Genomic DNA, 14,485 nt, shown 5'->3' with positions numbered 1-14,485 from the left:
AGCCTGAAACTGAGCGCCAGAACGACGCGGGCGAACGTCAGCGCGACCCACGCCGAGCTGCGGGACGGCCAAGAACGCCTCGACCAGTTGCTCTGGCGCGAAGCGTAGAACGCGGGACGGAGCGGGGACAAGGAGTGAGCCACGCTAGCGGATTTCGTGCTCGCAACGAAAATCCCACCCATTCGAGTGAATATTATGCCGGTATTCTCGAACCGGGGCCACTGCGCCGTTCGGTTGCTGCCGCCGCGCACGGAGTCAGCGATGTCGAGGCGAGGAGTGCAAGGCCGGCATGAAGATCCAGACCGCCAACGTCTGGGCGCGCCCGCGTCGGTGCGGTGGGAACGAGGTCCGGCAACTCCTCGTACCGGCCGCGGCCGACTGGGCGGTCGTCGACGAGCCGGGCGAACTGGCCGTGAGCGGCCGGTTCGGAACGTGGCCGGCGGTCCGGGGAGCGACGGTGGCCGAAGACGGCCCGCTCACCGCCAGAATCCCCACAGTCGAACAGGCGACGCACCGGCTTTCCTGGTCCGGCTCGCGTGAGCCGGTGCCGCCCGAGGTGGTCCGGGAGTCGTTCGCCGAGGCGATCGGGTTCCGGTCGCACGAGGAGCCGCATAGCCTGCGCCGGCCGCAGATCGGCGCCCTACACGCCATCGTTGGCTTCCAGGCGTCCGGTGTGGACGAGCCCGCGGTGGTGGTCATGCCAACGGGCACAGGCAAGACGGAGACGATGCTCGCCTGGACGGTGGCCGCCCGGCCTGAACTGCTGCTGGTCGTGGTACCAACGGCGGCATTGCGCGACCAGATCGCGGCGAAGTTCGAGCGGCTGGGAGTCCTGCAGGAGCTGGAGATCGTCGCCCCGCACGCGCTGCGGCCGAACGTCGGGCGGCTCGAGCACTCACTCAAATCCGTGGCCGACGCGGTCGAGCTCGCCGCCGCGTGCAACGTCATCGTCGCGACGCCGCACGTCCTGCACGTCTGCGGTGCGGACGCGCGCAGCGCTCTCCTCGGCGCGTGCAGCCACCTGATCGTCGACGAAGCGCACCACGCGCCGGCGGACACCTGGACGCACGTGATCCGCAGATTCCCCGGCGCCCGGACCCTATTGTTCACGGCGACGCCGTTCCGCGGCGACGGCCGCCGGCTGCCGGGTCGCGTGATCTTCCGGTTCCCGCTCCGCGAGGCCCAGCGTGACGGCCACTTCAGCACGATCAAGTTCCGGTCCGTCGTCGGAATCGAGGACGTGGATGAGGAACTCGCGGCCGCAGCGGTGGCCCGTCTTCGGGAAGACCTGGCCGCCGGGCTGGACCACGTGCTGCTGGTGCGGGTGAAGACTAAGGTCCGCGCGGCCGAGATCCTCGGGCTCTACGAGCACCTCGCGCCGGAGCAGGGCGCGGCGGTCCTGCACGACACCGTCACCGTCAAGCGGCGCAAGGCCGTGCTGGCGGCCCTCGGCAACCGCGCCTGCCGGATCGTCATCTGCGTGGACATGCTGGGAGAGGGCTTCGACCTACCGGCGTTGAAGGTCGCGGCCATCCACGACAGCAGGCAATCGCTGAGCCCGATGCTCCAGCTCATCGGCCGGCTGGCCCGGACCTCGTCGCCCACGAAGATCGGGCATGCCAGCGTCTTCGTCGCGCGCGACCCCGCCATGGCCCTGTCGCCGATGCGGGAGCTGCTCCGGGAGGACCCCGACTGGGACGTGATTCTCAGCGACGTCACCGAGCGCGCCACCCGGCGGGCCCTTGAAGTCGGAGAGTTCGACGAGTCCTTCCCGTACACCCCGGTCGAGGTGCCCATCGGGTTGCTCGAACCGAAGATGAGCGCCATCGCCTACTCGACGTCGAAGCACGACTGGGAGCCGGACAAGGCCAAGCAGGTCTACCCCGGGATGGTGTTGGACGACCTGGTCAGCGTCAACACCGGGAACGACTTCGCATGGTTCGTACTGCGCGCGGAGGCCGACCCGAGGTGGGGGCGGGTTCCCGGGCTGGAGAACACGTCGTTCGACCTGGTCATGCTCTACTTCGACCGGGACCACGGCACGCTCTACGTCCACGGTTCGAACACGAAGGCCAAGTATGACCGGTTGGTGGAAGTCGTGCTCGACGAAGAACCTTCGCCGGTGAACGGGATGCGGACCTTCCGCGTCCTCGCGCACATCGACCGGCTGATCCCGACGAACCTGGGGCTGCTGGACGCGCGCGACCGGGACCGGCGGTTCTCGATGCACGTCGGCAGCGACGTCGAAGCCGCCTTGCAAGAGGCCGAGAGCGACCACAAGACCCAGACGCACATCGCGACGAAGGGGTTCGAGGACGGCGAGTCCGTGACGATCAGCGCGGCGCTATCGGGCCGGTTCTGGGCGATGGCCACCGCTCGCAACCTGTTCGAGTGGCGGGAGTGGTGCGACCGGCAGGGCGCCAAGCTGCAGGACCATACCCTTGACCTGACCGCGATCTTCCGCCGGATGCTGTTCCCCACCGAGATCACGGAGCGTCCGCCGCACCCGCTACTCGCCCTCGAATGGCCGTGGGACCTGTACCTGGGCACCGGAACGGCGACCCGGGCCGAGTTCGACGGCACAAGCCACGTCCTGACGGACATCGAATTCCGAGTCGACGACCACGGCAGCACCGGCCCGTTCGTCTTCTCGCTCGTCAGCGCGGGCTGGGAGGTCGCCTACTCTGCCGAGGTCGGGCCGGACGGCCTGCACTACACGGCGACTGGCAGGGACGCGACCGCCACGACGGGGCGCGTCGACGAGAGCGAGCCCATGGCGGAGTGGCTCAACCGCCACAAGCCGACGTTGTTCCTGTCCGGCGACCGGATGATCACCGGGGACGACCGGCTGCTGGAGCCCCGGGAAGGGCTTCGTCCCTATGACCCGGCGAACCTGATCACCCGCGACTGGCCAGCGCAGGGGGTGAACATCCGTGTCGAATCGCAGGGCGTCGAAAAGAAGAAGAACTCTATCCAGGCGTTCATGGTCCGCGAGCTGCAGCGGAATCGGACCTTCGATGTGCTGATCGACGACGATGGCAAGGGGGAAGCCGCGGACCTGGTTGGGCTTCGCATCGACGGAAACGATCTGGTGATCACGCTGGTGCACTGCAAGTTCTCCAGCGGCGACGACCCGGGCGCCCGGCTCAAGGACCTGTATGAAGTGTGCGGTCAGGCGATCCGCGGCGCGAGGTGGCGCGACGGCGGTGGCCGACCGCTGCTTGAGCACCTCGACCGCCGGACTCGCGCGTACCGGCTCAGGCATCCCGGCAAGACGGCTTTCGAGGTCGGCGACGGTGCCGCTTTGCTCAGGATCCGCGAGCAGGCCCCGTTGCTCTTCCCGAGATTGCGGACGCTGGTCGTGCAACCCGGGCTCAGCGCCGCGCGGTGCACGGACGAGCAACTTCGACTGCTGGCCGGCGCCGAGTCGTACGTGCGGGCTGTCACCAAGGGTACGTTCGAAGTGCACGGCTCAGATTGAGCGCGGACCCTTCCACCCGTTTGACGGCCAAGAGGTCCGTCAAACGGGGCCACATCCAGTCTGAGCGGCCGTAGCCAGAGCGGTTAGCGCGGCAGCCCTCACTCACTTGCGGCTCTGCTGGACCACCCGCGGAAACGCACCGGAGAACGTCGCACACCAAGCGCGCGTCGCGACGGGCGAAACCTCTTGTCAAATATCCACCAAAGCGATGGCTCACCCGTTCGAAGGAGCTGTAGCCCATTCGGCCCATGACAGTCGGTCGACACAGCGGGAAGAATCCGCTTCTGTGTGTCCAGACGATCGTCATGCGAAGGAAAGGCACCTATTCTCACCAGGTGTAGCAGAGGATCCTGCAGAGATGTTCCTCGAGCGCCTGGGTGCGTTCGTCGCGCCAGTAGCCGACAACCAAGGTGCAGTGATCCAGGATCCCGCTCTCCTGGCCTTCGCCCAGGCGGTCTACAAGGTCTTCGGCGACCTCGACGAAACTGGCGAAGGACTGACCATTGAGCAAATTGAGGCGGGCTGCCCTGCAACGGATCCCAGAATTTTCGACAGCCGGATAGCGTTGTTCAAGCAACTCAAGCTACTCCGTCGTCCACACGGGCATGCGTACCAGCGCCGCTTGCTGTTCAACACGACGAGCGTCGCCGGATTACTAGTATTCGACAAGCTTCGCCGCGGCACCGGGATTCAAGAAATCTTGTTCCTGCTCGACGAGACGCGTCGGGACATCCAGGCCGGACTGATCACCCGCGAAGAGGTGAGTGAACGGCTGACCACCTTGCGCCGAGCCCTCTCGATCAGTGCCGGCGAGTTGGTCCAGCTCCGTGATCGTCCCGTAGAAGAGCTCATCCGGGAGCGACGGAACCACCGCGCCGCAGATCGCCTGCTGACCGAAGCCAAGGAACTCGTCCACGTGGTCGAACGCAGGTTTTCCGAACTAAGCTCCGCCGGCGCGAAACTCATCACCCAGGCACTGCGCTATTCCGGGGCCGCCAACGACCTGGTGGATCGTCTGTTGCGAGCGGTTACCGCCGAACGGGACTTCTCGATGCTTCTGCCCGAGCAGTACCGGACGGCGGCGTTACAGTCGGCACAGGACGCGTTGGCCGCAGTGTTCGCGAACATGGCTTTCGATCCACCCGCGGCCTCGATCACACCCGACGAGATCCTCGCGACCGTAGAACAATATAGACCACGAGGACCAACCAGGCGCGCACCCCGCTCACCTGATCTCCCGGCCGATCACGATCCCCTGCGCCGGGCGCGCGAACAGCGAGCCCGGCAACAAGAGCGACGGGAAGCCTCCTTGAGGCTGCAGATGGCAGGCCACTCCGAAATGGACCTGACAGCGCACATCGAGTCGCTGGCCTGGCCGGAGGCTGCCCGGTTTGTGGCCGAGGTGCTGGCAGCGTCCGGCGATCCAGACGTCCCTTTCACTGTGCTGCTGCCCGACGAACTGAGAGTGAATGCCGACGGCTCGGTCAGCTACGTCACCCCGATGCAACTCATCGACGAGGGCCGGCGAACTCGATGACCAACCCCTTCATCGTTGCCCAACTGCGGATCTGGCGTCTCATGCGGATGCCAGACGAGGAAGCCGGTGCCGCAGCTCTACGCGCCGCCGCGACGGCAGCCGGACATCGAATCGTCGAAGTACATGGACCGGCAGGCGAACACGGGCTGACCCTTGCCTGGCAACAGCCCAGCCCCTTGACGCCGAAAGACCCCGGCGGCCCACCCGGCGGTACCGAACGCGACATCCTCACCCTCGCCGCGTGCCTACACCTGTGCTGGCCCGACCCGGACCAACCAATCCTCCCGGGCGTAGCAAGCACCCTGGACGCTCTTCGAGATGCGCTGAAATCATTGGGAGTTCAACAGGTAATACCGTCAGTCAACCGACTGAGCGCGTGGGGCTACCTCGAAACTGACCTCGGCGACGGGACGATCAGGCTGGGACCGGCCGTGGCCACATGGACCGACACCGAAATCGCACAGCTGCGCCGGCAGCATGCGACATTGCCCGGGAACGAGGATGCAGGCCGTGCATGACGACTTGCTCGCTTCCCTGCCTGCCCTGCGTCGCAGCGACGTGCTCGTAGCCGTCGCCGCCGTCGAGGCCGCGAAACTCCCAGTGCCTACACAGGAGTTCCGCGCGCTCATGGACCCGACCCTGCGACAAGTCGTTGAACAGGTGCTAGCTGCAGCCGGCCGGATCTTGATCAAGGTAGGGCCTGGCTACCTTACTGGGTATGACGACGACATCCGCAGACAGCTCGCCGACATCGGAGTCGGGGTGCTCCCGCTGGAGGTGCGAGCAGTTCTGACCATGATCCTGCTGTTCTCGGTCGCGATCCCCCGTGCGGAAGGACGGCTGACCGCCCACGAGTCATGGACGGAGGGTGACCCGGTGCCGACAGCGTTGCTGAAAAGCGGACGAATCGAGCGCAAGAGCACGGTCGATGACGCCCTCAAGGAACTGCGCCTCCACGACCTCGTCCAGCAGCGACAAGGCGGCGTTGTACCAGGACCGCAATTCCTCAGGCTGAGCGCGCGGGCATGCTCTGAGCTCTTCGAAGAGCTCATCCTGCTGACCGAACCGCACGGCGACCTGGCGCTGGGCATCCGTCGACAACGCGCGATGAGTGCGAAGAGCGTGAAGAGCGCGGGTGTCCCGCACGATGACTGAAACGCCGGAAGTGCCGCGTGTGAGCAGCCTCGGGGTGATCGGCAGCCGCCACCTTATCGCTGTCCAGACGTTCGACATCGCCCGCCTAACGACCCATCCGGTGCCGATCGTGCCCGGTACCTTCGTCGCAGTTTCCGGTGAAGGGCCTCGTGGAGACTCCAACGGCTCCGGTAAAACGAGCTTTCTCGTCGCCGTCTCGATCCTTCTGGGAGACCCGCAGTGGCGGTTCGATACCGCGGGCGGCAAAGCGGCCGCAGGTGTCCTGTTCCTCCCCGATTCCGCCGGGGTGGACTCCGAGCGAGCCAGTGCTGCCAAGAGCGGCTACATAGTCGGTGTCTTCGCCCATGAAGAACAGCCACGGGAGTCAGCGATCACGGTGTGGGTTCACCTCGAGACTTCCAAGCCGTACCTGGAGGCGGTGTGGGCTGAAGGTGTCCATTTAGCGGACGACGAGGACCTCGACGAGCGCGATTTGCAAGCCGATGCGATCTGGAAGTCACTCAAGCGGCGCGGCAGGCTGTCGGCACGGCGCATGGCGGAGGAGCTCTACGGCGACGCACCACGTTGCCTCACTTACCTGGACACGCCCCTTCGTCCACCTGTGCCATCACTGCTGAGCCAACAGATGACCGAGATGCAGCCGAAAGACATCGGTGAGTCGCTCATCGCTTTGTCCGGGTCGAAGGCACATCTCGACGCCGAACGCAAACAGCGCGGAGACGTGCTGGTGCAACGGCGCCAACGAGACGACGCGCTCGAGCGCGCTGCTGCGCGTGAGCGTGAGGTGGCCGCCGAGCTCGAGGCGATCGAGCAGCGCGATGCCGCGCGCGAAGCACTCAATGCGGCCGAGAAGTGGTGGGACGGCTACGTCACAGCCCAGTACCGAAAAGTGCTGGAGGCAGACGTCGTAGCCGGACAGGACATTCGTGCGCTAGCCGAAGACTACGACGAAGCTCACGCGCGCGCCGAGGCGGCGAAGGAAATCCTTGACGAGCTGATCGGCGCCACGGAACTCGAAACTGCCGAGCGGCGCGTCTACGACCTGTGGCAGAGGGCACGAGAGCGGACGTCGAAACTTCGTGAACAGCGTGCCGCTCACAGCGAGACCCAGAACGCCCTCGTCCTGGAGCGCAACGACCTGCGTCCACGGACGGACGGCTGGGACGGCAGCAGCAGCGCGAGCACGTCCGAGGCCTTGACCGCAGCCGAGCGAGACGTGCATCGGACTGAAGCTGATCGTGACGCGGCCGACGCTGCTGTGGAATCCGGACGCGCGGCTGTCGAACGGGCCGGAAACGGTCGAGTCGGCCTCGCCGGCCTGGCCCTCGACGCCTTGGCTGATGCGGACGTCGCCGGTGCGGCGCTCTTCGACGTCCTCGAGCTGGATGAGCCCGCACGCGGCGCCTGGGAACCACGAATCAGCCAGTACGAACACGCGGTTGTCGTCCACCATGGTCAGCTTTCCCAGGCCTGCGCTGCGTTGGCGGACCTGCCTGGCGTGGTCGTGATTGGGACGGACCAGGCGAAAACGTCGTTGCCGGAGGGAATTCGATGCTCCTGGGGTATCGGCTCGTTCCTCCACGAACTGGCGGAGCGCCTGGACCACTGCACGGAACCCGATCGTGTTCAAGACCCCGTTCTGGCCGTCACGATCGTCGGCGGATTCCCGGACCCGATCGCCGGTCGTGACGTTCTGCTCGCACAGCTGCGAAGGCACCTAGCCTACGCCGAGCAGAACGCTGCCAACGTCAGGTCTAAGCTGACTCTGGCTCAGTCCGCGGCTGCGCTTGCGGCGAACCGGCACAAGTGTGCCATCGCGGCTGAGAGGCTTCGCTCGGTGAACGAGCAGGAGCGTCAGGTCACGAACCGAGTCTCGGGCCTGGATCGAGAGATCCGCGAGGCGACCACACACGAGGCGAAGGTTCAAGGCGAATGGGAGCGCGCGCGGGACGCTGTGTCCGGACGTACGGGCAAAATCGAAGTTCTACAGGCTCAACACGCCAGATTCCAAGAGGTCGAACGAAGCAAGCTGGCAAGGCTGAACACCAGGAAGACTGAGCGCGAGAACCTCGACGTGGAACGGTGGGGAGTGCTGGCCGCTGCCTGCGTCCCGACTGAGGAAGGCAGCGAACAGACCGAGGCCGTGCACCTGGGCGGTCTCGGCGCCACACGGGTCAAAGCCATCGATCACCTGGCCGACGCCATACGGCTCTTCGGTTTCGATGAGGGTCAGGAGTCGATGCCCGACGAGATTCGCGAATTGATTGGTGCGCGGCAGCAGCTGGCCGCCGACGCGGGAGACAGGGCACCTCGACTGGGCCTTCGCGAGATCGCCGCCCCGTTGCGGTCCAGGCTCGAGGCCCGGGCGGGACCAGATCGGGTGACCAAAAAGCGGATCCACGAGGAACGTGCCGAGCAAGCCCTCATCCACGAGAGTCTCGAGGGCGACCTGCGGGATTCCGAACAGCGTCTCGAGGTGCTTCAGCACATGATCTCGCAGCGCATCGAAGGTGTCCTCAACCGCATCAGCGTCCGGTTCGGTCAGCTCGACTCCGACCGATCCGGCAACGGCGCAGAACTGCATTTCGTGCCGTCCCTTCCCCACGGAGCCGCGGAGTGGGTCTGGGAAGTCACGCCGAGGTGGAAGCGGTCGCGCAGCGGTGGCATGGTCTCCTACCGGGAGATCGCCAACGGCGCGCAGGTCAAGGTCTATGCCGTGCAGCTTGTGCTGGCCGCGGTGCTAGCGGATAAGGAGACTCACGGGCGAGTGCTGGTCCTAGACGAGCTGGGCAACAGTCTCGGCGAGGTCAACCGCAAAGACGTTCTGGGCGCGCTCAACCGGGTCGCCGAGGACACGCAGGTGACTATTCTCGGAACCTGTCAGGACAGCGTCGTCGTAGACGCCGCCGACGTCTGCGGCGAGTTGCTGTGGTTCGCTCACACGAGTGAGAGCGAGGCGTACAACCGCCCGACGCGAGTGTGGGGCTTCACGGAAAATGGTGAGCAAGTGGAGCTGACCGCCGAGCAGATGCTGTCCGGCAGGCGACTGCGGAGCCGTGACAGATGACCGGCCGGCCGATCGAGTTCCTGTTCGGCGAAAGCGTGGGCCGGATCGAAGTGCCGCTGCCCGACCTTCCGAGCGGGGTCAAGGCGTACACAGTTCCGAAGTCACGTCCGGACGATGATGATGATCTCGAGTTCGCCGAGGACATCGACCGTGTACCCCGAGACCGGCGAGGGCGAGTCAAGCCGCGGCAAGTTGACCTCCTCCCGGCGGCGCGTGCAGCCGCCTTCGCACTGCCGTCGACCCTGTCGAAGAATGACTTGAAATGGGTTCTTCGTACCAAGAGCGGGCGGCTGTGGACCGGTGTGGTCACGCAGTTCGGCGACCGCGCCTGGGACGCCGCGGCCGAGCTGGTGCGCAGCGGAGTCGCCGTGCTGCGCTGCAGCGTCGACGGCTTCGACTACCAGCCACACGTTCTGCGGCTCACCGAAGGGTGGCAGGTCGCCCGCCTCGATCACCTGAACGAGCTCACCGGCCGCCAAGATCCCGAAGTCGCCCGCGCGGCTCTCGCCGAACTCCTCGACGGCGTACCACAACTTTCCGACGAGTTGCGCCGCCTGAACAATACCGAACCCAGCACCGCCCTGCGGGCGCCCTCGGGCTCCCGAACCGGAACGACCGTCTGGTCGGTGTTCGAAGACGCCATACGAGGCGCCTGCTACTGGTACACGCATGATGGCGCCACCACCGAGTTGACGGCGAAGCAAGTCGCCAGCGAGGCATTCCGTGACTCCAAACGCTGGACTCCGGAACGCGAGACGGCATTTGCCAACCTCGTCGGAAAGCCGTTCACCAAAGCAGTCAAGGTCACCGACGTCGAAATTCTCATGCGCGGACCGCTACGCTGGCACGTCGGCAACGTCGTCGCCGACGCGCACTCGACCTGCCCCTGGATCGGCTTACCCGCAGGGGGAATCGAGCTTCTGGGCACCGTAGACCGATCGGATGTCCGAGGCGTGCTCGTCATCGAAAACAAGGACGCATTCGAGCAGGTGTGCACCAAGACGGACATCTACCACCGCTGGCTGTGCGTGTGGGGCGCAGGCTACGCCAGCCGGCCGCTCGTCACATTCCTTTCCGCATTCGATCATCTTCCGATCGCGGCGTGGTGCGACCTCGACGCCGACGGCATTGGCATCATCAACAACCTGTCGGTCCGCCTCAGCCACGAGATCCACCCCGTCGCAATGGACGTCGAGTCTTGGGCCGCCGGACCGTATCGCCGGCAGACACCGAGCGAACTAGAACGAGGACGGGCCAGGGCCGCTCGCCTTGCCGCCGATGGCCCAGTCGCGCTGAGGTCTCTGGCTGCCGCGATCGCCCCGACCGGCGACGGCCGTGAGCAGGAGTCGCAGTACAAGGAAGTACTTCCGACGTTGGAACACGCACTGACGAAATGGGAGCCATGACGCTCGACCCCGGATGACGATCGTTCTGGCTGTTTCGCGGACCGAGTCCGAAGCGCCGCGCGGCAGCGCAAGGGCGAAGTTCTAGGTGAGGTCTGAGTCGGCCGCACCTGTCAGGTTGACGAGTTGAGATTTCTGGGAGACCCTGAAGTCAATGGTGCTGATTTGGTCAGTCGCTCGCGCTGGCGGCGCCAGCTTCCCCGGCCGTGTGGCTCCGGAGGTTTGTGATGTCGGAATCTGATGTCGGCGTGCCGCGTTTCCTGGCTGTTGAGCAGGCGGCAAAGTTGCTCGGTGTTTCCGCGATTGCGATCTCTTTCGATCTGTGGTTAATGGTATATTCCCGGATATTCGTATCAGAGGGCGAATTTCGATTCCGGCAAAGGCGATCGACGCGACGGAGCAGGTTGCCGTCTCGGAGATGAGGGTCGTCGACTCCGGCGAATTCACGCTGTCCATGAGCAGTGGTAGTGGTGGCAGTAGCAGGCGATGGCTCTTGCCCAGACTGCGGAAAGCGGACTTCGGTGGCAGAGACCCTCAGGCTGCGATTGAGTAAGAACCGGCGCCTATCACGTTGATGCTGTGATCGCAGCCTAAGGGGATCTGCTTGGCCGCGGGTGGGGGTGTACACAGTGGGGGAAGTTAAGTCTGTGTTGTGATCGGGGTTCGCGCTGTCGGTCAAGATGAATGCGTCGCAGTCTGTTTCTCCTCCGGCGTAGTGGTGCACGCGTTTGAGGATGCCCAGCTTCAGGGCCGCATCTCGTGCTCGGCGGACGGTCTTGGGATCGAGGCCTGCGCGCTCGGCCCAGTGACGAATGGAGATGGAGCCTCCTGTGGCGAGGACGGCGTGCGCGAATGCGTCAAGGGCTGCGCGCAAGCTGGAAATCCGTACGCCCGCGATCACACCGGTGCGCATCGCCGTGTTGAATCCAGCCGCCAGGTGTCCGTCGACGGCGGCGTGAAGCCCCGCCCGAACCTGGCGGAGTCGACGAGGCGAAGGCTCGCTCGGGCAGTCGGTGGCTTGGTGTGGTCCGAGGCGATGGCGTCGTGGCCTGCTTTCCGCTGCTTCCCGGAGGGTAGGTAGCCAGCGGTTGCGGCGCCATGAGTTCCGCCCGACGTGGGCAGCTTGTGTGGGGGAGGCTTGCTGGAAAAGGTCCCATGCCTGTTGCTCGGTGAGGTCGCTTTCGGCGGCGGCGATCGTGGTGGCGGGCGCCCAGAACCACCGGCGCCAGGCCTTCTCGCCGATCTCGCGGGCCTTGGTGCCGGCGAGGTTGGCGAAGGCCCAGGCGTGCGCGACCGTGTGGCCAGCGCGGGCAAGGGCGAGGGCGTGGCCGTATTCGCCTTCGGACCTGCTGCGGCCTGACCTGCCCTGTCGGGGCGCGAGTCGCGAGGTGCGCCGTGGTCTGGTGTCGATGGGCTGGGACACGTCGGTCGTCGTCAGCGTGCAGTTCCGGATGAGGCAGGGCAAGTCGTGCCGGTGCGGCGAGGAGGTGAGCCGGAGGGTTGAGCGGACGGTGGCGGAGACGTTCTGCCTGGTCGCGACTATGGAAACGACGAGCTGCAGCTCTTCGCGTAGGCACGGCGGCGTCTTGACGACGAGGTGGGTGTGGCCGGGGCGGCCGGAGTCGCGGCGCAGCCACGGCAGGCCGTAGTGGTCGGCCCAGAGGATCAGCTGTTCGGCGACGGCATCGCCTGCGTCGGCACCTGCGCCGGTGTCTTCGGGGTCGATGTCGATGGCGAGGAGGGGTTGCTGGAGCGTGCCGACGATCGCTCGCGCCGCACTACTGGTGTTGAGGGTGTCGACGGCGTCGTCGAGGCGGTGGGTGATCGTGTGGGCGGCGTTGTCGGCGTCGATGACGATGAATGGCGCGCCGAAGAGCGCCTGGTCGAGGCGCGATGGGATGTAGGTGTTTGGCATGGGGAGTCCCTCGGGGAGCTCGGCGGGGCGGGCTGGGTCAGCTCTGCGTCCGTGCTGGTGCGCGCCAGGGCCAGCGCAGGGGCGGGGTGAGGATGCGCAAACCAGGCGGCATTGTGTCGATGCGGAGGATCGCGGCGCTCCAGGTCATGCCGATACCGATGCCGAGCAGGCCGACATGATCGCCGGGGGAGACGGCACCGCGCGTGATCAGGTGGGTGAGGCCGATGATCTGGTCGTTGGGTCCGATGTGGCCCCACTGGTCGCCGGCGTGGCAGAGGGTGCGGTCGGCGGTGATGCCGAGCGGTTGCAGGCACTGGGTGTCGAGCAGGTGCCGTCCGTAGTGCGGCAGCAGCACCCAGCTCAGCCGGTCGAGGGTGAGGTCGGCGTCGTGGAGGGCTTCGTCGATGACGGCGCGGACGCCGTCGTGGTTGCGACGGGTGACGGAGTTGGTGCCGACGGCGTCGGTGTATTGGCGTTTGCGTTCGCGGATGCGTTCGATGCCGAGTTCGGTGGTGCCGGCGGGGGCGAAGCGGTGGTTGCCGCGGTGGAGTTGTTCGAGGGTGGGGTCGGTGTAGGAGCTGGTGGCGAGGATGTGGGCGAGGCCGGGGTGGCGGCCGAGGATGAGGGCGGAGCCGCCGTCGCCGTAGGCGATGCCGTGGTCGGCGGCGAGGTGGTCGAAGGCGGGTGGGCCGAAGGTTTCGCCGCCGGTGAGCAGGACGGTGTCGAGGTCGGGGCTGCCGGCGAGGACGCGGGCGGAGATGTCGATGCCGCCGACGAGGCTGTTGCTCATGGCATTCAGTTCGGTGGCGATCCCGCGGCCGGCGGGGAGGCCGAGTCGGGAGCGGACGTAGGCTGCGCGGGACCAGAAGTCGATGCCGCGGCTGCCGCGCCAGATCGCGGCGTGGAAGTGCAAGTCGGGAACGGGCAGTGGGCCGGTAGTGGTCATGGCCATGCTGGCGAGGGCGTTGCGGCCGGCGCGTACGGCGAGGTCCATGCCGGTGGTGTCGCGGGCGATCGACACGGCGCGCTGGCTGGTCGCGCCGCGCAGCGTGCGGCCGGACTCGAGATCTTCGATGGCCACGATCTCGCCGAGCGCGGCGCCGACGCCGCGGAGGTGCAGGTTCGGCCAGCGCATCGTCAGCACCGCCCCATCTGGCTTGGGCATGCCGAGGTGTCGGTGTTGTCAGTGACGATGGCGTCGACCGAGTCGTAGTAGGCCCGCAGGTGATGGGTCGTGATGCTGGCGCAGGCGGCGATTTCGTCGAGCGTGAGCGGTCCGCCGGGTGGCGGGTGGTCGAGTAGGTCGTGGGTGGTGTCGGTGATCCAGGTGCGCATGACGTCTTCCTGATCGGGCCGGTTGGTGTGGCACGCCAGGTGACGGGGAGGCGCCGAACGAGTTCGGTCGGCGGGTGGCGTGGCGCTGGACGGAGGGTGAGAGCGGAGTCAGGTTCGGCGGGCGCGGCCGCTGCGCCGGGTGAGCAGCGCCTTGTGGTGGGCGCGGCGCAGGTCGGGGATCTGGTCGCGGGCGGCGTGGTCGAGTTCGGGCACGCGGTGGATGTCGGTGTCGAAGCCGGGGTCGGTGCGGAAGACCAGGGCGAGGACGGAGGCGTTGTGGCTGAGGTTGACCACGGCATAGGGCAGGGTCGCGGGGATGTAGATGATGTCCCCGGCGCGGGGGTGGAAGGGTTGCATGGCGTTGCCGGAGAGGACGGCGACGTGGCCGCTGATGATCGCGATCGCCGTTTCGGTGGTGTCGTGCCGTTGCGGAGCGAGGGTGGTGGCGCCGGGCAGGTGCATCCGGCCACCGGACAGCGCGCGGGTGGGCACGATCCCGGTGCGCATGATCGGGGTGAGCGTCTCGTCTTCGCCGGCCAGATGCCCGGCCGCGGACGGGATCTGCGTGGTCGTGGCGTCCATCTCGACAGTC

Annotated in this window: 10 protein-coding genes; 6 read left to right on the top strand and 4 right to left on the bottom strand. The window is 66.5% G+C overall.

Annotated features, from left to right (window positions below; genetic code table 11):
• The first annotated feature begins 289 nt into the window (after positions 1-289).
• From ACLJOU_RS34195 to ACLJOU_RS34170, 6 genes are all read left to right on the top strand, one after another.
• On the top strand, positions 290-3,481 hold the full coding sequence (locus ACLJOU_RS34195; protein WP_410573387.1) for a DEAD/DEAH box helicase: 3,192 nt from the start codon (positions 290-292) through the stop codon (positions 3,479-3,481).
• A 358-nt stretch (positions 3,482-3,839) separates the two neighbouring features.
• Positions 3,840-5,018: a hypothetical protein gene (locus tag ACLJOU_RS34190; RefSeq protein WP_410573386.1), complete on the top strand. Its 1,179-nt coding sequence runs from the start codon at positions 3,840-3,842 to the stop codon at positions 5,016-5,018.
• Entirely contained in the window at positions 5,015-5,536 is a 522-nt protein-coding gene (locus ACLJOU_RS34185) for a hypothetical protein (protein WP_410573385.1), read from the top strand. The genes ACLJOU_RS34190 and ACLJOU_RS34185 overlap by 4 nt, the downstream gene beginning before the upstream one ends.
• The gene (locus ACLJOU_RS34180) at positions 5,529-6,173 is read left to right on the top strand and encodes a hypothetical protein (RefSeq protein ID WP_410573384.1); all 645 of its coding nucleotides are present in this window, start codon (positions 5,529-5,531) and stop codon (positions 6,171-6,173) included. Before ACLJOU_RS34185 ends, ACLJOU_RS34180 begins: the two co-directional genes overlap by 8 nt.
• On the top strand, positions 6,154-9,240 hold the full coding sequence (locus ACLJOU_RS34175) for a hypothetical protein (RefSeq protein ID WP_410573383.1): 3,087 nt from the start codon (positions 6,154-6,156) through the stop codon (positions 9,238-9,240). Before ACLJOU_RS34180 ends, ACLJOU_RS34175 begins: the two co-directional genes overlap by 20 nt.
• Positions 9,237-10,646: a Wadjet anti-phage system protein JetD domain-containing protein gene (locus tag ACLJOU_RS34170; RefSeq protein ID WP_410573382.1), complete on the top strand. Its 1,410-nt coding sequence runs from the start codon at positions 9,237-9,239 to the stop codon at positions 10,644-10,646. The genes ACLJOU_RS34175 and ACLJOU_RS34170 overlap by 4 nt, the downstream gene beginning before the upstream one ends.
• A 166-nt stretch (positions 10,647-10,812) precedes the next feature.
• On the opposite strand, the gene ACLJOU_RS34165 is transcribed toward ACLJOU_RS34170, so the two are convergent.
• From ACLJOU_RS34165 to ACLJOU_RS34150, 4 genes are all read right to left on the bottom strand, one after another.
• On the bottom strand, positions 10,813-12,558 hold the full coding sequence (locus tag ACLJOU_RS34165) for a hypothetical protein (RefSeq protein WP_410573381.1): 1,746 nt from the start codon (positions 12,556-12,558) through the stop codon (positions 10,813-10,815).
• Positions 12,559-12,595: 37 nt separating this feature from the next.
• Entirely contained in the window at positions 12,596-13,693 is a 1,098-nt protein-coding gene (locus ACLJOU_RS34160) for a 3-oxoacyl-[acyl-carrier-protein] synthase III C-terminal domain-containing protein (RefSeq protein WP_410573380.1), read from the bottom strand.
• A gap of 2 nt (positions 13,694-13,695) precedes the next feature.
• Positions 13,696-13,893, bottom strand: coding sequence for a hypothetical protein (locus ACLJOU_RS34155; protein WP_410573379.1), 198 nt, complete (start codon positions 13,891-13,893; stop codon positions 13,696-13,698).
• 108 nt (positions 13,894-14,001) lie between these two features.
• Positions 14,002-14,475 carry a hypothetical protein gene (locus tag ACLJOU_RS34150; protein ID WP_410573378.1) on the bottom strand — a complete coding sequence of 158 codons (474 nt, stop codon included), beginning with the start codon at positions 14,473-14,475 and terminating at the stop codon, positions 14,002-14,004.
• Positions 14,476-14,485: the final 10 nt, after the last annotated feature.

This window comes from Amycolatopsis sp. cmx-4-61, from assembly GCF_046548775.1.
Classification (GTDB): Bacteria; Actinomycetota; Actinomycetes; order Mycobacteriales; family Pseudonocardiaceae; genus Amycolatopsis.
This window is presented reverse-complemented; position numbering and strand designations above follow the sequence as displayed.